At 54.4% G+C, this 18,778-nt stretch carries 19 protein-coding genes and 1 tRNA gene; 6 read left to right on the top strand and 14 right to left on the bottom strand.

Annotated features, from left to right (window positions below):
• Positions 1–3: 3 nt before the first annotated feature.
• Both JR346_RS02765 and modA read right to left on the bottom strand, forming a co-directional pair.
• The gene (locus JR346_RS02765; protein ID WP_240333995.1) at positions 4–825 is read right to left on the bottom strand and encodes an ABC transporter permease; all 822 of its coding nucleotides are present in this window, start codon (positions 823–825) and stop codon (positions 4–6) included.
• Entirely contained in the window at positions 826–1,581 is a 756-nt protein-coding gene (gene modA / locus JR346_RS02760) for a molybdate ABC transporter substrate-binding protein (protein WP_204877852.1), read from the bottom strand. It abuts the gene before it with no gap.
• Positions 1,582–1,693: 112 nt separating this feature from the next.
• On the opposite strand from modA, the gene moaA reads away from it, so the two are divergent.
• Genes moaA through JR346_RS02740 form a run of 4 tightly spaced genes read left to right on the top strand, consistent with a single transcriptional unit; the run spans position 1,694 to position 4,879 of the window.
• On the top strand, positions 1,694–2,800 hold the full coding sequence (gene moaA / locus JR346_RS02755; protein ID WP_205483026.1) for a GTP 3',8-cyclase MoaA: 1,107 nt from the start codon (positions 1,694–1,696) through the stop codon (positions 2,798–2,800).
• Between the two features lie 5 nt (positions 2,801–2,805).
• Complete coding sequence (locus JR346_RS02750; RefSeq protein WP_204877854.1) at positions 2,806–3,072, top strand: MoaD/ThiS family protein; 267 nt, start codon at positions 2,806–2,808, stop codon at positions 3,070–3,072.
• A 5-nt stretch (positions 3,073–3,077) separates the two neighbouring features.
• Positions 3,078–3,671: a molybdenum cofactor guanylyltransferase gene (locus JR346_RS02745; RefSeq protein WP_205483024.1), complete on the top strand. Its 594-nt coding sequence runs from the start codon at positions 3,078–3,080 to the stop codon at positions 3,669–3,671.
• Positions 3,668–4,879 (top strand): molybdopterin-binding protein, encoded by a 1,212-nt coding sequence (locus JR346_RS02740; RefSeq protein ID WP_205483015.1) that lies wholly within the window; start codon positions 3,668–3,670, stop codon positions 4,877–4,879. The genes JR346_RS02745 and JR346_RS02740 overlap by 4 nt, the downstream gene beginning before the upstream one ends.
• Positions 4,880–4,898: 19 nt before the next feature.
• Here JR346_RS02740 and JR346_RS02735 read toward each other — a convergent pair whose 3' ends face one another.
• The 11 genes from JR346_RS02735 to JR346_RS02685 form a co-directional block, all read right to left on the bottom strand.
• On the bottom strand, positions 4,899–5,885 hold the full coding sequence (locus JR346_RS02735) for a LacI family DNA-binding transcriptional regulator (protein WP_205483013.1): 987 nt from the start codon (positions 5,883–5,885) through the stop codon (positions 4,899–4,901).
• Between the two features lie 50 nt (positions 5,886–5,935).
• Entirely contained in the window at positions 5,936–6,568 is a 633-nt protein-coding gene (locus tag JR346_RS02730) for a GNAT family N-acetyltransferase (protein ID WP_205483004.1), read from the bottom strand.
• A 204-nt stretch (positions 6,569–6,772) separates the two neighbouring features.
• Positions 6,773–7,333 (bottom strand): PTS glucose transporter subunit IIA, encoded by a 561-nt coding sequence (locus JR346_RS02725; RefSeq protein ID WP_240333994.1) that lies wholly within the window; start codon positions 7,331–7,333, stop codon positions 6,773–6,775.
• Positions 7,334–7,609: 276 nt separating this feature from the next.
• Positions 7,610–9,103, bottom strand: coding sequence for a glycoside hydrolase family 32 protein (locus JR346_RS02720; protein WP_205483001.1), 1,494 nt, complete (start codon positions 9,101–9,103; stop codon positions 7,610–7,612).
• A gap of 328 nt (positions 9,104–9,431) precedes the next feature.
• Positions 9,432–9,809: a 50S ribosomal protein L7/L12 gene (gene rplL / locus JR346_RS02715; RefSeq protein ID WP_204877861.1), complete on the bottom strand. Its 378-nt coding sequence runs from the start codon at positions 9,807–9,809 to the stop codon at positions 9,432–9,434.
• Positions 9,810–9,936: 127 nt separating this feature from the next.
• The gene (rplJ, locus tag JR346_RS02710; RefSeq protein ID WP_204877862.1) at positions 9,937–10,479 is read right to left on the bottom strand and encodes a 50S ribosomal protein L10; all 543 of its coding nucleotides are present in this window, start codon (positions 10,477–10,479) and stop codon (positions 9,937–9,939) included.
• Between the two features lie 942 nt (positions 10,480–11,421).
• A complete protein-coding gene (rplA, locus tag JR346_RS02705; protein ID WP_204877863.1) occupies positions 11,422–12,117 on the bottom strand; it encodes a 50S ribosomal protein L1 in 696 nt (231 codons plus the stop codon).
• 127 nt (positions 12,118–12,244) lie between these two features.
• Positions 12,245–12,673, bottom strand: a complete 429-nt coding sequence (gene rplK, locus JR346_RS02700) for a 50S ribosomal protein L11 (protein ID WP_204877864.1) — start codon at positions 12,671–12,673, stop codon at positions 12,245–12,247.
• 307 nt (positions 12,674–12,980) lie between these two features.
• The gene (gene nusG / locus JR346_RS02695) at positions 12,981–13,817 is read right to left on the bottom strand and encodes a transcription termination/antitermination protein NusG (RefSeq protein ID WP_205482999.1); all 837 of its coding nucleotides are present in this window, start codon (positions 13,815–13,817) and stop codon (positions 12,981–12,983) included.
• Between the two features lie 82 nt (positions 13,818–13,899).
• Entirely contained in the window at positions 13,900–14,157 is a 258-nt protein-coding gene (gene secE, locus JR346_RS02690; protein ID WP_205482993.1) for a preprotein translocase subunit SecE, read from the bottom strand.
• 71 nt (positions 14,158–14,228) lie between these two features.
• A tRNA-Trp gene (locus JR346_RS02685) sits at positions 14,229–14,301 on the bottom strand.
• Between the two features lie 387 nt (positions 14,302–14,688).
• On the opposite strand from JR346_RS02685, the gene JR346_RS02680 reads away from it, so the two are divergent.
• The gene (locus JR346_RS02680; protein WP_205482991.1) at positions 14,689–15,888 is read left to right on the top strand and encodes a pyridoxal phosphate-dependent aminotransferase; all 1,200 of its coding nucleotides are present in this window, start codon (positions 14,689–14,691) and stop codon (positions 15,886–15,888) included.
• A gap of 621 nt (positions 15,889–16,509) precedes the next feature.
• Complete coding sequence (locus JR346_RS02675; protein ID WP_204877869.1) at positions 16,510–17,541, top strand: 6-phosphofructokinase; 1,032 nt, start codon at positions 16,510–16,512, stop codon at positions 17,539–17,541.
• Positions 17,542–17,639: 98 nt separating this feature from the next.
• Here JR346_RS02675 and JR346_RS02670 read toward each other — a convergent pair whose 3' ends face one another.
• Positions 17,640–18,776 carry a folate-binding protein YgfZ gene (locus tag JR346_RS02670; RefSeq protein ID WP_205482990.1) on the bottom strand — a complete coding sequence of 379 codons (1,137 nt, stop codon included), beginning with the start codon at positions 18,774–18,776 and terminating at the stop codon, positions 17,640–17,642.
• Positions 18,777–18,778 lie beyond the last annotated feature (2 nt).

Here is an 18,778-nt window from a genome sequence, read left to right as displayed (position 1 = left end):
AGCTTATGCCTTTCTGCGCATCACTTTGCCCAGGGCAAAAAGAGCACCAAGTAGCAGGTAGAGAGCAATCATCACTAGGGCACTACCGAGTGCAGCGCCGGTATCTGCTGATGAAAGCATTAGCTCAATATTGAGCGGTAGGGTGCGGGTTTTGCCCTCCAAATTACCGGCGAACATGAGGGTCGCGCCGAACTCCCCCAAAGCCCTTGCAAAAGACAGGAGGGCGGCTGTTGCCAGACCGGGTAAGGTCAGCGGCAACAGCACCTTGATAATGATGTGCCACGGGCTAGCACCTTCTGTGAGTGCTATTTCTTCGTATTCAACCGGCACGGTACGCAAAACGTTCATGTAGGTCGCCACGAAAAAAGGTAGGGCAACAAAAACTTGGGCGAGCACTACTGCTAGCGGGGTGAAAGCGATGTTTATTCCCCACTGCGCTAATACGCTACCGAGCAAACCGCGTCTGCCCCAGAAATATACCAGTGCAAGACCCGACACCACTGGAGAAAGCACCACCGGAGCGTATACCACTGCGTGGAGAATATGAGCTAGCGATGAGTGACGGCTGCGAGGAAGCACCCGAGCGATCCACAGTGACAGCGGAACGCCGAGTGCAATACACACTGCCGTAGACACCAGTGCTGTAGTCACTGAAAGCGTCGTTGCCTGCGCGATACCGGGGGCGGTGAGCAGCTCCCCGAGGTTGCTCCAGGGTACCTGAAGCATTAGCCCCAGTAAGGGGCCCGTAGTCAGAACAAGGGCTACCGCCACCGGAATAAAAAACCAGCGGGGCATCAGGGTACGGTCAAGGGCAGCGCGTGGCATTTATGCTCTCTCGAATCCGTAGGCACTCAAAATGTCTTGCGCGACGTCCCCAGTGATCCACTGGGCAAAGTCATCGGCTGCCGGATGCACGCTCTCATTCGTCATCAAGGCAAGAGAGTAGGTGTTGGAAGGAAGACCCTCAAGAGTGATCACCGTTGAATCTGACAGGTGTTGTGCGTCGGTGGTGTAGATAAAACCTGCGTCAATCTCGGCAGTTGCAACTTTTGTGGCGACCTTTGCCACGGAGGTTTCTTCAACCGGCTGACTTAGCTCTAGCTGCTGAGATTCTAAAAAGGTGGTGGCTAATCTGCCGCAGGGAACATCGGACGCGCAAATCCCGGTGAGTACGCCCTCTTGGCTCAGGTCGGTCACAGCCGAAATACCAGCGGGGTTGCCCGGTGCGGTAGCGAGTACAAGGCGATTGCCCGCGAATTTCTGGGCGGGGGTGCTGAGTTCCGGTAGTTGCGCCTGCGCTGATTCCATCGCCGCGTCATCTGCTGTCATCAGAATATGAGTTCTAGCACCGTCTGTCAGCTGGCGAATCAGCGTGGGCGTGCCTGCATAGTTGATTTCTATCTCAACATGGTGGCTGGCTTCGAAACTTTTTTCGAGTTCTGCACCGGCATCTGCGAGGGACGCTGGCGCGAAAATAACCAAGGAATCAGCGGCGTTAGCGGTGGGATCACTGCTTGGTGTACAAGCGCTCAGCAAGGTAAGACCAAGGGTAGCAAACAGCACCTGTGCTCTGCCCGGCATATCTATTCCCCCTTGTAATAACCCTACGTATCATAGCAAGATGGTATGACTGCCCAATGTGGGCTAATCTAATTATTACCTGAAATATGCAAATTTACTGAAGGTTGCTTTCATGTCTACCGCCCAACCGTTAGGCGCTATCTCTGTACGAGGCGCCAACGGCAATACCGTACCCGGTTCTACTCCCCCGCTTGGTGGTCGCAAACTGCTTGACCAGTGGGGGCGCACGGCTACCGATTTGCGTATCTCACTCATTGATAAGTGTAATCTACGCTGTGTTTACTGCATGCCAGCTGAAGGGTTGCAGTGGTTGCACAAAGATAATCTGCTTTCTCTTGATGAAGTAGTGCGCCTTGCCCGTATTGGCGTGCGTGATTTGGGGGTTGAAGAAATCCGTTTTACCGGCGGTGAGCCCTTAGTGCGCGCTGACTTTCCCGAAATCTTGCGTCAAATTCGCGCGGAGTTCCCCGAGGTTCCCCTCTCTGTCACCACCAACGGTATCGGTCTTGAAAAGAAGATCGACGAGTTGATTGATGCAGGTCTTACCCGCCTGAACGTTTCAATGGACACTATCTGCCGCGAAACTTTCGCCAAGCTCACCCGCCGTGACCGCTTGGACGATGTCATCCGCGGTATCGACTACGCTGCCTCTCGGGGTATCAGCCCCATCAAAATTAACGCTGTACTCATGCCCGGCGTGAATGACCACGAAGCCCCTGAAATCGTAGATTGGGCGTTAGAGCGCGGCTACCAACTACGTTTCATTGAACAAATGCCGCTGGATGCAGACCACAACTGGGACCGTGACAATATGATTACCGCCCACCAGATGCGCGAGATGGTAGAGCGCACCTACGATTTAACCCCGCACCCGGTACCCCGCAAAAGCTCACCGGCAATGCTGTGGGACGTCATGGAAAAAGGGACGACGCGCGTCCTGGGTCAAATCGGCATCATCGCCTCAGTTACCGAGCCTTTCTGCTCAGCGTGCTCACGCACCCGTATCACTTCTGATGGTAAGGTACGCAGCTGCCTCTTCTCGCTGACCGAAACTGACCTTATGGGTGCCCTGCGCAGCGGTGCCAGCGATGAAGAAGTCGCCGATATCTGGCGCGGTGCTATGTGGAGTAAGCCTGCGGCACACGGCAAAAACAGTGCCGGTTTTGAAGCTGAAGACTTTGTGCAACCAGAACGCTCCATGAGCGCTATCGGAGGTTAATTTTTGTGAATGTTCACTTTTTTGCGGCAGCGCGTGCCGCTGCAGGTACCAGCTCAGCAGAAGTTTCCCTTGAGGATTTGAAGGAGCCTACCCTAGCTGCCTTGCTCAATTACCTGCCTACCCGTTTCACCGGTACCACTGCCGCAGGCATGAGTCTGGGGCAGGTACTTGCACAGTGCTCCTTCCTGATTGATGGCGAGTCCTCCCCCGCTACTGCCTCGCTTGCAGGGGCTACCCGCGTCGATGTGTTGCCTCCCTTTGCCGGAGGCTAAAACCCATGGATTACAACGCAATCATTGTGGCGGGCGGACGTTCTTCGCGTCTAGGTGGCACCCCGAAAGCACTTTTGAGTAACGGTGCAGTGACCCTTCTGGATTCAACCCTGTTAGCTGTTTCAAGCGCTAAATATAAGGTGGTTGTAGGTCCTGAAAATTTGCCTGTGCCCCCGGAAGTTCACCTCACCCGCGAACAACCCGTATTCTCGGGTCCCGCCGCTGCGCTTGCAGCCGGTGCGCGCGTCCTTAAGTCCACTGGCGATTACGCCCCCTGGACGGCTATTTTCAGCGTCGATATGCCCCACATCGCAGAAGCTATACCGGCGCTGTTGACTGCAGCAGCTCAAGCCAACCATCAGGTGGGTTTTATGGGCCAAGCTGGAGGAGTACTGCAACCTCTTGCCGGAATCTACCGAACACATCAGCTGGTGGAGGCGCTCAAAGGCGAAATGGACAATAAGTCCGTGCGCTCAGCCCTGCGAACTCTAAACCCCGAGACTATTGAGCTACCCGCTCGCTCCATTGATGATGTAGACACCTGGGAGCAGGCACGTACCAGTGGTTTCGATCAGCCCACCGCTGGCGGCGACCGATGAGCCACCATCTGCCGTCGATCAGCTGGTACCGGGCTCGCGAAAACCTCCACCGCACTGTTACTCAACACCTCTCAATTGCTAGAGAGCAGCTTCCCCTCTCCCAGGTAATCGGTCGCACCCTAGCATCAGATGTCACCACAGTCCTTGCCGTACCCCACTACGACTCATCGGCAATGGACGGTTACGCCACCGCAGGTGCTCCGCCCTGGCAACTCATCTACCCGGATTACCCTCAAGACCCCACCGCCAACGTTCACCGCATCACCGTTGACCTCACCCCCGGCACCGCAACCCCCATCTTCACGGGCGGTCTACTCCCGGCAGGTGCCACCAGTATTCTGCGCAGTGAGCATTCACGCAGTTTCATCCGTGACGGTCACAGCTACATAGAACCCCTCGGCGAAGCTCCCCGTGAGGGAGCAGATATGCGCCGCACAGGTGAAGAACGCGCAGCCGGAGCTACCCTCGCCACCGCAGGCACCACGCTGACCCCCAGATTGGGCGCATCCCTGGCTATGGGCGGCATCGACACCGTAGATGTTTTCAACCCCGTCACCGTCGCCGTCGCTTTTAGCGGCAACGAAGTAATTACCAGCGGTGTACCCGGCCCCGGTCAGGTACGTGATGCATTCTCCTCTTTTGCCGAACCCCTCCTTGAGGCTTACGGCGCGCAGGTTGCACGCACCGAACGTCTAGCAGACACTCCGGGCGCCTTCGATACCTGGATCAGCTCCACCGACGCCCAGATCCTCATGGTCACCGGCGGCTCCAGCACCTCCGGCGTAGACATGGTACGTTCCACCCTGGCACGGCTGCAGGCAACCTATATTTTCGAATCCGTGGCAGTACGCCCCGGTCACCCCGCCCTCGCCGCGCTGTTACCAGATGGACGCATCTTACTCGGTCTACCCGGCAACCCCTTCGCTGCCTACACAGCCCTGTGCTCCTATGTGCCCGTAGCACTCGATGCCGCGTACTCGCGTCCGCTATCGACCCTTGCTACTGCCCCAATTGCCGCCGCTCACCCAGGCACCGGCAAACAGAGTATTGCCCTTCAACCTGCCCGGTGGCAAGCAGGTGCCCTGCACGTCCTCAAGCGCTCGCAGTCTCACATGCTGGGGGGGTTTGCCCGAGCTGATGTACTGGCGGTTGTACCCGCACAGGGGGCAGCTACCGGTGAGCAGGTAGGCTATCTTCCCCTGCCCTAACCCCAGCACTGTAAAGGAACTACTTGCGGAGGGTTTTCCCCATCAAGATATCAGCTTTGAGAACATCTAAAGAAGCATCAGTATCAAGGGGCTGATTCTCGATAGCGGCAATCAGGTGGTCTGCTGCCCGCTGGGCAATAGCCTCTAACGGCTGAACCACGGTTGCAAGGTGCGGAAAAAGGGTGCGTAACGCCTCGGTACCGTCAAAACCAATAATCTGAAGATCCTCAGGAACCTTCACACCGTTTTTCTGTGCCCATGATAAAGTGTGCGCCGCGTACACATCGTTAGAAGCAAACACAGCATCTACGTCAGGATGCTCGTTGAGATACTCTTCAATCAGGTGACGTTTGCGCTCGGATTCGGTGGTGAAACCGACTTCAAGAATCTGTGGCTCATATCCTGCGGCAAGTATCTGCTCGGTATAACCGCGCTGACGCTCGTTCGTAGCAGAGATAGTTGAGGCAATATGCACTATCGACTGCGCCCCACTTTCAATCAGCATTTTGGTCACCTGCTGCGCAGCCCCGTAGTTATCGCAACGAATATTGGGGTACTTATCGGTTTGTTCACGGTCAATGGTCACCAATGGCGCGTCAAGTTTAGGGTAGGTAGCAATCACCTCTGAGTGAGCGCCTGTAATAATGCCATCGACCTGTCGGGCACGTAGCATCTCAAGGTAGCGTTCTTCACGTGCCGGGTGCCCCTGGCTATTACACAGCACCACCCTGTAATTACGCGCCGACAAAGTCCGTTCAAGGTGTGTGGCAATCTCCCCATAAAAAGGATTAACCATGGTGGGAAAGATAAGGGCTATAAGATTGGTCCGCTGGTTTTGCAAGGAGCGGGCGATAGCGTTCGGTCGGTAATCAAGTTCTTCAATCGCAGCAAAAACCTTATTTTTGGTTGCCTCGCTCAGGTAGCCGCGGTTATTGAGCACTCGCGATACAGTCGTTACAGAAACACAGGCGAGCGCAGCAACGTCGTGCAGTTTGGGGTGTGCCACGTGAAGGTTCTTTCGTCTGGATGAGTTAGTGTGAAGTGGGCTGGGGCGTCTTATCTGGCGGTCGCGTGGTTTTTGTCGATGGATGAGATCGGTGCCGGGTGCCACATGCCGATGGCTGCTTTGGAGAGTTTGCCGTAACCGCCAAGCTCTACGAAACCGTGACGTTTGTAGAGGGCTGCGCTGTTATATGTAGAGGCTTCTAGGTAGGCGGGATATTCACCCAGCTGTTCGCGGCGGAAGTCAAGGAGGGCGCTACCAACCCCGTGACCGCGCGCGTCCTTATGTACGCCAATGGTGTACAGATACCAGTGTTTGAAGACTGGACGCGCTTTGAGCAGCTTGTACTCGGTTAGAGCGGCGCTGATAAGGGAGCCTCGCAGAACCTGAACGTATTCACCTACTTGTTTGAGCTCGTCCACAAAGCTAGTTGATTTGTGAGGGGTTGCCCAGAGCGCAGCCCCAAGAACTTTACCTGAGGTATCGACGGCGACGTCTACTCTGCCTTGGTCGGCGTGGGAATACTGGGTGCGAATCTGGAGTTCAAAGAGGGCACGAATGCGTTCTATTTTCATGGAGCCACCGAGCGCCCCACTCATGACGGGGTCTTTGCTGAATCCATCGACGAGGGCGTGAATGGCACCGGGGATATCAGCAGCCGTCGCTTCGCGCACGGTAATCTTCATGAAAGCACCTTCCACAGGAGGAAACCGGGACTGCTTCTTTTCTGCGTGGTCCGGTCTATTGAATTCTAAAGTACCATGCGTCTGCCCTAGTGCGGTGCGAGTTTCGGCGAATGTGGGTGTAGAACCTCGTCATGATATAAAAAGCAACCGCTCCGTCGTGGAGCGGTTGCTGTTACAACAATGCCGTAGCACTGAGAAGTTTTACTAGTTCAAGCTGTAGACCAAGAAGTCATCACCTGCGGTAATGGGCGCTGAACCAGCGGTGCTCTGGTGCAGAGATGTTGAGGCAACGATTCGCTTGTGGTTGGTTGCCACAAGGGGGGTTGTGATGTCGTAACCCGCTGCCTTGACTGCTTCAAGGTCAAACTTCACCAGTACGTCGCCGCGCTTGACCTTGTCGCCCTTCTTAACCTGAATATCAAAGTGCTTACCATCGAGTTCTACTGTGTCGAAGCCGATGTGGATGAGCAGCTCTACACCTTCGGGGGTGCGAATGCCGACGGCGTGACCGGTGGGGAAAGCTACGGTGAGTTCGCCGTCAGCAGGAGCGTACAGGACGCCTTCGGTGGGCTCGATAGCTGCACCGGGTCCTAGCGCACCGGTGGAGAAAGTGGGGTCAGAAACCTGAGAAAGTTCGTGAACGGTACCGTTCATGTGAGCGCCCAGTACTAGCTGGTTACCACCGGTTGCCGCAGCTACCGGAGCCACCGGCGCCTGTTGCTCGTTACTTGATCCACCAAAAATTTTTGAGAAAAAGCCTGCCATGCGAAGACCCTCCTTGCTTACCGGTGAGATCATATGTCAGCGCTCACCGTTGAGTTTAGATACAGTGTAATCCTATCATTGCTTGTTATCGGGCTCGCATATTTTGTATGGCTGGGTCAGTACCAAAACTTGGTAGGTTTACCGCTTGAAAGCCATGATTTCTTCGCCCCAGAACAGCATCCGCTGAAATGCATCACCACCGCGAGGTTTGGCAATGAGAGTTGAAAAACCACCTACACTCGGTGAGAAAGTAGGTGGTTTTTCTTCATGCTTTCGCTAACGGTCCATAACGCCTACACGAACGTTACTGAGAACTCCTTGTGCAGTGGCGCGAACGCGCAACTCCCCCGGTTCTTCATGCAAAAAGACGCGGCTGGTAAAGACTTCTCTACCGCCGTCGACAAAGACTTCCACGGCAGAACCGTCAAAGAGCATTTCGAAATCCTTAGTATCGCTGAGCGGCAGGATGCGACGACGGGTGGCTCCGCCTACCTGATAGCGGGTTCCGCTGCGATCCAGCACAGCACAGTCTTGCGTAAGGGTAAGAATAACAGCGTCGCTTGCACCATCAGTAAGTACAATTCGAACGTCGCCCTGACTGAGGTTAGCGGTGCCCGCTAGCCTAAACTGGCGGCGTCCGCCCAACTGAGCGATAACACCATCAGCACCAACAGTTACAGGCTCAAGCGGTAACACTCGTTCCAGTTGCGAGACAGGACGCTGGTAGATTTTGCCGCCACGCAAGGAAAGTTCACGCGGGTAGGTGAGCATATGCACCCAGTTCTTATCCCAGCTGGGCTGATCGTCTTGCTCGGCGTTGCCCATCCACGCCATCAGCACAGGAGCACCGTGGGTGTCTTCAGCCTTGTGAACGGTCTGTGGGGCGTAGAACTCGAAACCAGCGTCAATCTCGGTAAATGCCTGCTCCACAGCAAATGATGTGCCGGTCAGTTTTCCCACCACATACCCGCACTGATAAATGTTGTTGTATTTCTCACCCTCAGCCTCCATGCCCTGCGGGCAGAACATCATCACATCTTTCTCTTCGCCAGTTGCCTCATCAACCATCAAAAAAAGAATTGGACATTCCAACATGTAGCCCATGGCGTGCAACGCAGGATCAGAGAACTCGATTTCGCCCTCAAAGTTCCAGTTGCGGCGATCCTCCGAAGTGTATAAAGCAATTGCACCGGTCAGATCTTCACGTTGAGCACCGAGCACCGCGGCGTACGCGCCATGACGCTCTACAAGGTGGGGGTCACGAAAGTGGGCGGTGTAGCCTGCGGGCTGATCGGCGATGAGGGGGTTTGATTCTAAACGCTCGAAGGTCCTGCCCTGATCCTTTGATACGAACATGGCTTGGTAGACGCTACGTACATCATTATCGTCTTTGATATTGCCGGTGTAGAAAAATTCGTAAGTACCGTCGGGGGCAATAAACCCTGAGCCCGAGTAGCAACCGGATTTGTCGTACCAGGTCACCGGGGCAATAGCGGTCTGGTCGTCCTCCCAGCGTGTCAAATCGGTGCTGGTGGCGTGACGCCAAAAAACTGCGCGAGTGGGGTGGAGCGGTGAGTACTGGTAAAAAGCATGGTACACGCCGTTGTCGTAGAGCAAGCCGTTGGGGTCATTGAGCCTACCCACCGGTGGGGCTAGGTGCAGTTTGGGGTACTCCGGGTCTTCCTGCACAGTCTGGGCGTGCTGTAGGTAGGCTGTCTCGGCAGCTTCAAGCAGTTCAGTAGCATCGGTGCGCGGGGCGTAAATATCCACAGGTGACGGGTACCTTCCGTTATGTCAAACGTTTGCCTACTACATTCTAGGCATTGCACAATTCGTTAGCGCTATCAACACCGCAGTATGTCGGGGCAAGTCACAAGGTTCCGGTGAGCATCTCATCATCCTACCCCGTGCAGGTGCCACCCGTACGGCTACTCCCCTTCCCTACCCAGCCCCGAAAAACTCCTAGGAACGTATGCTCTCCAAGCAGGCGGACGCATCCACCCCCGTTAAAGCCGCAAGGCGGCACTCGTAACGAGTACCGCCTTGTCGATTCTCACTGCAGAACGTTGCCATTCTGTAGGAGCAAAAAGTAAAAGAATTACTTGAGGGTGATGGTTGCGCCAGCGCCTTCGAGAGCTTCCTTTGCCTTCTCTGCGTCTTCCTTTGAAGCGCCTTCGAGGATAGCCTTGGGAGCTGAGTCAACGAGATCCTTAGCTTCCTTCAGACCCAGTGAGGTCAGCGCACGTACTTCCTTGATAACTGCGATCTTCTTATCGCCAGCTGATTCGAGAACTACGTCGAATTCGGTCTGCTCTTCAGCTGCACCAGCGTCGCCGCCTGCTACGCCTGCAACTGCGACGGGAGCTGCTGCGGTTACGTCGAATTCTTCTTCGAATGCCTTAACGAATTCTGAAACCTCTACGAGTGAGAGTTCCTTGAATGCTGCAATGAGTTCTTCGATTGAAAGCTTAGCCATTGTGAGGCTCCTTCTTTATCAGTGTAGGGTTTTCCCTACCTTTGAAAAATCTTGTAATCTACCGCCCGCAGGTGCGGGCTACCTGAAGTATCAGGTGAGGTGGTGACACCTTCCGTGAGGAAAAGTATTACTCTGCGTCCTCTGCGGGTGCTTCTTCTGCTGCTTCTGCCGCAGGTGCTGCACCTTCTGATTCTTCGAGCTTGATACGCAGGGCATCCACGGTGCGTGCAATCTTGGAGAGCGCACCCTTCGCGCCGCCTGCAACCTTTGCCAGCAGAACCTCGCGTGATTCGAGGTTTGCGAAGCGGTTGACACCGGCCTCATCAAGAGCTTCACCTTCGTAGAAGCCGCCCTTGACGATAAGCTGGGGGTTTTCCTTGGCGAAGTCACGCAGTGCCTTTGCAGCGTCAATGAATTCACCGTTGATGAATGCAATTGCGCTAGGACCTGCAAGCTGCCCCTCGAACGCGTCGATGCCAGCTTCCTTAGCAGCGATACCTGCTAGGGTGTTCTTCACCACGGCGTATTCGGTCTCTGCGCCGAGAGCGCGGCGAAGCTCTTTGAGCTTCGCAACTGAGAGACCACGATACTCAGTGAGTACAACTGCGTTGGAGCTTGAGAAACGTTCCTTCAGCTCTACAACTACAGCTGCCTTTTCTGCTGTTGCCATGGTATTCCTTCCGATCTTTTCTAAACACACCGGCCAGTTTTGAACCCATAAAAAAAGCCTCGAAGCGAAGGCGTCGAGGCATGAAATACGCAAGCTAAAAATTCAAGCTTGGTGTGTCAAGTTCTTCACCTACGCAGGCGACTCATACGAGTTCTTCGATGGGCATTTCAGCGTTTGCTTGCCTTGAGAGCTAACAAGCACAGAAATATCCAGTGACCGGCGGTCTTTGGTTCTTCCATCTAACCACACCGAGGCTACGATGAACAAGTTAAAGCTGTAAATTCCGGGATTAAGCGGGCTTAATCACTTAAAGGCTGACAGTTCAAGCTCATAGGGATGCCATTGCGAGAGGACGCGCAAGCCACCGCTCGCAGCGTCTGGCAACTTGCCATACACCGGCTGTACCCGCCGTACACGAAGCTGGGTGTACGGTAATGAAAACAGTTTTCAGATAAACAAGGTCAAGGATGCTCACCACACACCAGCTTCATCGTGACTAGCTCTTTGGACTTTTCACCACAAAAAGTATGGTCTCAGGTGAAAGATCAAGCCCACCAAGGTCTCGTAGCCAGAACCCCCGCAAAGAACCCAAGATCCTACTGAATACGCATACATAAGCTCTTGGGGAGCGGTTAAGTCTGCCTCTCCAGCATCTTCAGCAATCCGGTATTGAATACCGCCGTAAATCGTTGTTACTACGATGATTGTTGTTCCCCAACGAAAACAAGATTACGCATAACAACCAGATTTTTCTCACCGGTCTCATGTTGCTCCCTATTGCAACGGTAAATGTGCAACAGCTTGCCATAACCATAGAAACCTATATTGGCGACCGGCAATGATTTCAACAAATCATGTTGATGCAGATATACAAAAATCCGGCACTGACTCTTGCAAGCAGGTGCCGGATTCTTATAAAAGCTATAAACCTAAAAAGCTAGATTATGCTGCAACCTCTGAGGGATCCACGGGAACGCCGGGGCCGAAGGTGGTAGCAACGGTAGCCTTTGAGATGTAGCGACCCTTTGATGATGAGGGCTTGAGGCGGTTGATTTCCTCAAGAGCTGTCTCAAAGTTCTCAACCAGCTGAGCTTCTGAGAATGAAGCCTTACCGATGATGAAGTGAAGGTTTGAGTTACGGTCAACGCGGAAGTCAATCTTACCGCCCTTGATGTCGTTAACAGCCTTGGTGACATCCATGGTGACGGTACCGGTCTTGGGGTTCGGCATCAGGTTACGAGGACCAAGAACCTTACCCAAGCGACCTACCTTGCCCATGAGGTTGGGAGTAGCAACTGCTGCGTCGAAGTCAACCCAGCCGCCAGCAATCTTAGCGATCAGTTCGTCTGAACCAACGAAATCTGCGCCAGCTGCTTCAGCTTCTGCTGCCTTATCACCTTCAGCAATAACTACAACGCGTGCAGTTTTACCGGTGCCGTTGGGCAGGTTAACGGTGCCGCGCACCATCTGGTCAGCCTTACGGGGGTCAACTGAAAGACGCAGTGCAACCTCAACGGTTGCATCGGTCTTGGTTGATGAGGTTTCTTTTGCAAGAGCAATAGCCTCGGCGGGGGTGTAGAACTTACCCTCTTCAATCTTGGCTACAGCTGCCTGGTACGCTTTGCTGCGCTTTGCCATCTGCTTATCTCCTTATGCAGTTGTGGTGAATATGAACCGCGCGGGCTCTTCCCACATGCCAGCTACTAGATGCCTAGTCGCTAGCGCCTAAAAATTGTTGTGTGTAGCTAAAAGCTACGGGGAGGTGTTACTTAACCTCAATACCCATTGAGCGTGCGGTACCTGCAATGATCTTCGCTGCTGCGTCGATGTCGTTTGCATTGAGGTCCTGCATCTTGGTCTCAGCGATTTCACGAACCTGAGCTTCTGTGATTGAGCCGACTTTCTGGGTGTGGGGAACGCCTGAACCCTTAGCAACGCCAGCAGCCTTCTTAATGAGACCTGATGCGGGAGGGGTCTTGGTGATGAAGGTGAATGAACGGTCTTCGTAAACGGTGATTTCAACCGGAACGATGTTGCCGCGCATGTGTTCAGTTGCAGCGTTGTACGCCTTAGTGAACTCCATGATGTTCACGCCGTGCTGACCCAGTGCGGGGCCAACAGGAGGAGCGGGGTTAGCAGCGCCTGCCTGAATCTGCAGCTTGATGAGGCCTGTGACCTTCTTCTTGGGAGCCAATGTAAGCATCCTTTTCTTAGCTGTTGAACCAACGCACAGGAGCGTGACGCTGGCTGGTGGCAACCGTGGCGCGGTTGCCGGGCATATCTTTACCAAGCGTTAGGTAAACACATGCAACACACCATCTTAGTGTCTCTGCGTCCTTAAAACCACTGGCGCGCTTTTTCTGCGTATGTCTGCTTCTTCACATACCCTCCAGAGCAAGCATGCGACGGGCATATAAAAACCCACCTGTGCGCGTCATACACCCTCTCTAGGGGTTTGCGGACGCGCGCAGGCGGGTCGGAAACAGCCACGAACGGACTGATTACATCTTGGTGACCTGACCGAAGTTGAGGGTCACGGGGGTTTCGCGCTCAAAGACAGAAATGAGCACAACCATCGATGACGATTCGGGCTTAATCTCTGAAATGGTTGCGGGCATACCCTCAAAAGGACCCTCGTTGACAGTGACAGCCTCACCAACCTCCCAGCCGGTTTCGTACTGGGGAGCAGCTGCGGGAACCTCGCCAGCTTCTGCCAGCTCTGCTTCAAAGACGGGAGCCAACATATCAATGACTTCGTTCAGACGCAGGGGTACGGGGTTGTAGGCATCCTGACCGACGAAGCCGGTAACGCCGGGGGTGTGGCGCACCACGCCCCAGGTCTCATCGGTCAGGTTCATGCGAACCAGCACGTAACCGGGAATGCGCACACGACGAACCATCTTCTTTGAAGCGTTTTTGACCTCCATGACCTCTTCCATAGGTACCTGGATCTCAAAAATGTCTTCTTCAGCATTGAAGGTCTGAGCACGGGTCTCAAGGTTAGTCTTCACGCGGTTTTCGTAGCCTGCGTAAGTATGAACGACGAACCAGTCGCCTTCTTGGCGGCGCAACTTGGCTTTGAACTCCTCCATGGGATCAACAGCGGGTGCTTCTTCTCCCGCGGTTTCCTCAGCAACCTGAGCTGCAGCAACTTCAATAGCTTCTGCAGGCTCTTCAGCTTCTACAGGCTCCGCAACGGGTATGTTCTCTGAGTCTTCAGCTTCTGCGTTCTCAATCTCGGTGGTTTCTGATGCTTCGATAGCTTCATCAAGCTCGGGCGAAAATTCCTGATCCGACACGGCAGCCTGCTTTCTCGTGATACTGAAAGAACCTCCCATCAAGAGCACTTGACGAAGGTTCTTTGTTTTAAAAGGTCTTTAGCTACAGTCTAATTTATTTTTGCCGGAGGTGCTAAACCATTTAGACACCGGGTACGTCACCATTGCCGAAAATCCAGAAAGCAGCCTGACCGAACAACCAGTCAAGACCGAAAATCAGAAGCAACATGAACCCCACAAACGCGAGGACAACAACCACGTAATTGGTGAGTTCTTTACCGGTGGGGGTGGTTACTTTTTTGAGTTCTGCGATGACTTCGCGAATGAACTGCAAAATTCCACCAAAGAAACCGCGTTTTTGCGTATCTGAATCGTGAGCGGCTGCAACAGACTTAGCCATGAGCACTAAGCCCCTTTCGTGATGATCAACGCCGAAACGTCAAAAATTTTTCTAATGAGGCTTTGTAAAAGCAGGGCGGACAGGACTCGAACCTGCAACCTGCGGTTTTGGAGACCGCTGCTCTACCAATTGAGCCACCGCCCTTTGAAACATAGGTTTCGCAAGGTTTCACTTGATAACAAGCAAAAATGTTGTTCGGTTGCGAACAACAGGTACAACTTTAGGGCATAGAAAAAGATTTTGCAATTTTGCCTCTTGGGGGTTTGTTTCAGCGCTTACATCGTTTTCTCGCCTCCGCAACAACAAAGCTGGCGGACGCGTCCGCCCCTCTACAGCCCCCTCTCACCCCTGCTACATACAGAGTCGCCCCCTCCCCATCTCAAGAACTGGCGTTGATTTCATCTCACTTCTGCAGACCCGGTGCGAAATGGTTCACAGTAAGGCAGACCTAAAATATGCTTAAACCCACGAAGCACCACACAGTGGGGATTAGTCTTTACACTTCGCTGTACTTTTTGAAAGAGAGCACCCATGGCACGCATCGCCCAGCGCATCGCCGCTATCGCACCCAGCGCCACCCTCGCCGTTGATTCCAAAGCTAAGGCTTTGAAAGCAGAAGGTCGCCCCGTTATTGGTTTCGGCGCCGGTGAGCCCGACTTCCCAACACCCGATTACATCGTTGAAGCAGCAGAAAAAGCGGTGCGTGACCCCAAAAATCACCGTTACACCGCAGCTGCCGGTTTGCCTGAACTCAAAGAAGCGATTGCAGAAAAGACCCTGCGTGATTCAGGCGTAAAGGTTGATCCCTCACAGGTGATCGTTACCAACGGCGGCAAGCAGGCAGTGTATGAAGCCTTCGCCACCGTAATTGATAAAGGCGATGACATACTTTTGCCCGCGCCCTACTGGACTACCTACCCCGAGGCAATTCGCCTTGCCGGCGGTAACCCCATTGAAGTTTTCGCAGGCTCTGACCTTGAATACAAGGTCACGCCCGAGATGCTCGAAGATGCATACACAGAGAACACCAAGGCACTGATTTTCGTTTCGCCATCAAACCCCACCGGCGCGGTCTACACTCCCGAAGAAACCAAAGCAATCGGCGAGTGGGCACTTGCTAAAGGCATCTTCGTGCTCACCGACGAAATCTACGAGCACCTCACCTACGATGAGGTGCCTTTCACCTCTATTCTCAAGGCTGTTCCCGAACTTGCTAAAAACACCGTTATTCTCAACGGCGTTGCCAAGACCTACGCTATGACAGGTTGGCGCGTCGGTTGGCTCATTGGCCCGGCAGATGTTGTAAAGGCAGCAACCAACCTGCAATCACACCTGAGCTCTAACGTCAATAACGTTGCCCAGATTGCAGCTCTGACCGCGGTGTCCGGTTCACTTGATGCCGTCAACGAGATGCACACCGCCTTTGACCGCCGTCGCGCAACAATTGTTGGGGGCTTGAATGCGATTGATGGCGTACACTGCCCCACCCCCAAGGGCGCCTTTTATGTCTACGCGGACGTCCGTGAGCTGCTCGGCAAAGAAATCGCCGGTAAGACCCCGCAGACTTCGGCTGAACTGGCAGAAATCATTCTGACTGAAGCCGAGGTTGCTGTGGTGCCCGGCGAGGCATTTGGCCCTTCAGGTTACCTGCGTCTTTCGTACGCACTCGGCGACGATGACCTTGCAGAAGGCCTAGCACGCATCCAGAAGCTGCTGGCGACTGCCCGCTAAAGTTGCTTCGCTGAATTATATATCGGTGCCTGTTCTTTGACTGAGCAGGCACCGATTTTTCTATCCCTTGCACAACCTATAGGACGCTGAGAAACCGGCTTATATTGTCTAACACGGTCCTCCGACCGCTAAACGCCTCAGCCCCATAAAGACCAGTGGTCACCGCAAAGAACTCGAGACCGGCATCTAACGCAACAGTTTCATTCGAGCGCACCGGGTATGGGCTATTTCGGGAACAGTTCGTTACTGGCGATGTTGGTAGCAAGCATCTCCTCGTGTGTTCCCCTGTTGTCGTACAGCAAGGCAAACATTTCGTTAATACGCAGCGGTGATGCTCCCATTTCGTCTCGCAGGTATAAAAAAGTACGGCACGGCGCGGGTTCTCGGCATCGATCACCAGCGCCACTTTTTAGATGGGGCCAGTCAGGGCTTATGAAGTAGCTGAAGTCATAGAGGGAGGGAAAATTCATAGGGACTTCAACTCCCACAGTTACCCACACAAGCACAGGTTTACTAGAATAGAACCAACAGCTTTTCTGTGGGTTAGCACATTTGTTTTATCTACCCGCTGAAAAGCCCCATCAACCTTTCCACTAGGAAAAAAAACTTAGGAGATCCTCCATGAAGATCGGTCTGCTCACTTCAGGCGGCGACTGCCCCGGCCTCAACGCTGTAATCCGCGGTGCTGTACTCAACGGCATCAAAACTTACGACTACGAGTTTGTTGGTTTCCGCGACGGTTGGCGCGGTGTTGTAGAGGGCGATTACATGGATCTTCCCCGCACCAAGGTACGCGGTCTAGCACGCCAGGGTGGCACTATCTTGGGCACCTCACGCACCAACCCCTTCGATGGCCCTCACGGTGGCTCCGAAAATATCGAGATCATGCTAGAGAAGAACGGCATCGACGCTATCATCGCCATCGGTGGCGAAGGCACTCTGGCTGGCGCTAAGCGCCTGGCAGATGCAGGTCTACCCGTTGTTGGTGTTCCTAAGACCATTGATAACGATCTGCAAGCGACCGACTACACTTTCGGCTTTGACACTGCTGTCTCCATCGCAACCGACGCGATGGACCGCATCCGTACCACCGGCGAATCACACCACCGCTGCATGGTAGCTGAGGTTATGGGTCGCCACGTCGGCTGGATCGCTCTGCATTCAGGCATGTCAGCAGGTGCCCACGCTGTTCTGATTCCCGAGCAGAAGGTCTCCATGGAGCAGGTTTCACAGTGGGTCAAGGAAGTTCATGACCGCGGCCGTTCCCCCTTGGTTGTTGTTGCTGAGGGCTTCATCCCCGAGGGCTTCGATGACGTTCTTGCAGGTAAGGGTCAGGAGAAGGACGGTCGCCCCCGCCTCGGTGGTATCGGCGAGTACGTCACCCACGAAATCGAGCGCATCACCGGCATCGAAACCCGTAACACTACCCTCGGTCATATCCAGCGCGGTGGCGCACCCACCGGCTTTGACCGTGTACTTGCCACCCGTTTGGGCATGGGCGCCGTTGACATGATTCACGATAAGGACTGGGGCAAGATGGTTGCTCTGCAGGGCACCGATATTAAGCGCGTTGATTTTGCTGAAGCACTCGACGGACTCAAGACCGTTCCCCAGCACCGTTGGGATGAAGCGAAGGTTCTCTTCGGTCGCTAAACCGGTGTAGCCTCTCGCTCGTTCTTAAAAAGCTCTGGCGCTTACCCCTAGGGGGGGGGAAGCGCCAGAGCTTTTTATACCTTTAGCTCATACATAGCCTAGCCTCGGAAGAAATCTCCCATGGTGCGGCGTCCAGCAACCTGACCAGCGTCGGGTGTCACAATAATGGTCTGAGCCGCTGCGTAATCGGTGGCAGTAGGCGCTGAGCCCTCTTCACCTGCGATTTCCTCGCGCACCATTAACGTAGCTGCCGGGTCAACATTGCGTTTGAGCACTGCTAAACCGATGGGACCAGCCTCAAAGTGCTGAGCCACAGAGGTTAAAGTACCCACTTTTTTAGTACCCGAATACACTGAAGCGCCTACCGGCGGCTGGGTGTGCTCTGTGCCATCGAGATCAAGGAAGGTCAGGCGGCGCGGCGGGTGACCGAGATTGTGTACGCGAGCTACCGTTTCTTGACCTTTATAGCAGCCCTTACTCAGGTGAACAGCGGTACGCATCAAATCAAGCTCGTGCGGAATACTCTTATGGTCAACCTCGTAGCCAAAGCGTGGACGCCATGCTTCAATACGCAGGGCATCGGCAGCCCAGCTTCCGGCAAGCTCGCAAGATTCAGCCAGAGCAGGAAGATCTACACGGTTGATAATAGAGAGGAACCAGCGGTAGCCCTCCCCCGGATGCTCCACACTCTGGGCGTAGCTGTACCCGCCGGGCACGATGCCGGGCCAGGGATCTTGCCACACCCGAGCGTTCTGCAAAATAGCAGGAGCATCAGTATCTGCGCGGAAGTCCCGAGTAGAACCCACCACAGCGTAATCGTCGGTACGGTTGGCAATCTCAACACGCAGCATAAACTTCATGCTGTTGAGGTAGTCAGTGAGTGCCTGAGCGTGAGAACCCTCGGTGATGAGCCACATAGTGCCGTCATTTTCGAGAGCATGCATATAGAAATCAATGCGCCCCTGGGCTGATAGCAGCAACAGATCAGCACCGCGAGCCACCAGCGGGCCTGTCACTACCTGAGATGAGAGGGTGGTCAGCCAACTGGCGCGGTCTTCACCTGTTACCGTCACGACGCCCAACTGTGAGTAATCCACAATAACGCGGGCAGATGCGCGCGCCAGCTGACGCTGTTCACGAGCCGGGTCGCCGTAGTGGGCTGCGACCCCGGCATCCGCCCCCGTCGCGGGGAAAGTACCGTGAGTAGCGAGCAGGGGGCTGGTGTATGCCTCCACCT

This window comes from Rothia sp. ZJ932, assembly GCF_016924835.1.
Lineage (GTDB): Bacteria > Actinomycetota > Actinomycetes > Actinomycetales > Micrococcaceae > Rothia.
This window is presented reverse-complemented; position numbering and strand designations above follow the sequence as displayed.

What these genes read in the sequence shown, in the direction of transcription:
- JR346_RS02765 (WP_240333995.1), bottom strand. Translation starts at nt 825, where the DNA reads ATGCCACGCGCTGCCCTTGACCGTACCCTGATGCCCCGCTGGTTTTTT.
- modA (WP_204877852.1), bottom strand. Translation starts at nt 1,581, where the DNA reads ATGCCGGGCAGAGCACAGGTGCTGTTTGCTACCCTTGGTCTTACCTTG.
- moaA (WP_205483026.1), top strand. Translation starts at nt 1,694, where the DNA reads ATGTCTACCGCCCAACCGTTAGGCGCTATCTCTGTACGAGGCGCCAAC.
- JR346_RS02745 (WP_205483024.1), top strand. Translation starts at nt 3,078, where the DNA reads ATGGATTACAACGCAATCATTGTGGCGGGCGGACGTTCTTCGCGTCTA.
- JR346_RS02740 (WP_205483015.1), top strand. Translation starts at nt 3,668, where the DNA reads ATGAGCCACCATCTGCCGTCGATCAGCTGGTACCGGGCTCGCGAAAAC.
- JR346_RS02730 (WP_205483004.1), bottom strand. Translation starts at nt 6,568, where the DNA reads ATGAAGATTACCGTGCGCGAAGCGACGGCTGCTGATATCCCCGGTGCC.
- JR346_RS02725 (WP_240333994.1), bottom strand. Translation starts at nt 7,333, where the DNA reads ATGGCAGGCTTTTTCTCAAAAATTTTTGGTGGATCAAGTAACGAGCAA.
- rplL (WP_204877861.1), bottom strand. Translation starts at nt 9,809, where the DNA reads ATGGCTAAGCTTTCAATCGAAGAACTCATTGCAGCATTCAAGGAACTC.
- rplJ (WP_204877862.1), bottom strand. Translation starts at nt 10,479, where the DNA reads ATGGCAACAGCAGAAAAGGCAGCTGTAGTTGTAGAGCTGAAGGAACGT.
- rplA (WP_204877863.1), bottom strand. Translation starts at nt 12,117, where the DNA reads ATGGCAAAGCGCAGCAAAGCGTACCAGGCAGCTGTAGCCAAGATTGAA.
- nusG (WP_205482999.1), bottom strand. Translation starts at nt 13,817, where the DNA reads ATGGGAGGTTCTTTCAGTATCACGAGAAAGCAGGCTGCCGTGTCGGAT.
- secE (WP_205482993.1), bottom strand. Translation starts at nt 14,157, where the DNA reads ATGGCTAAGTCTGTTGCAGCCGCTCACGATTCAGATACGCAAAAACGC.
- JR346_RS02680 (WP_205482991.1), top strand. Translation starts at nt 14,689, where the DNA reads ATGGCACGCATCGCCCAGCGCATCGCCGCTATCGCACCCAGCGCCACC.
- JR346_RS02675 (WP_204877869.1), top strand. Translation starts at nt 16,510, where the DNA reads ATGAAGATCGGTCTGCTCACTTCAGGCGGCGACTGCCCCGGCCTCAAC.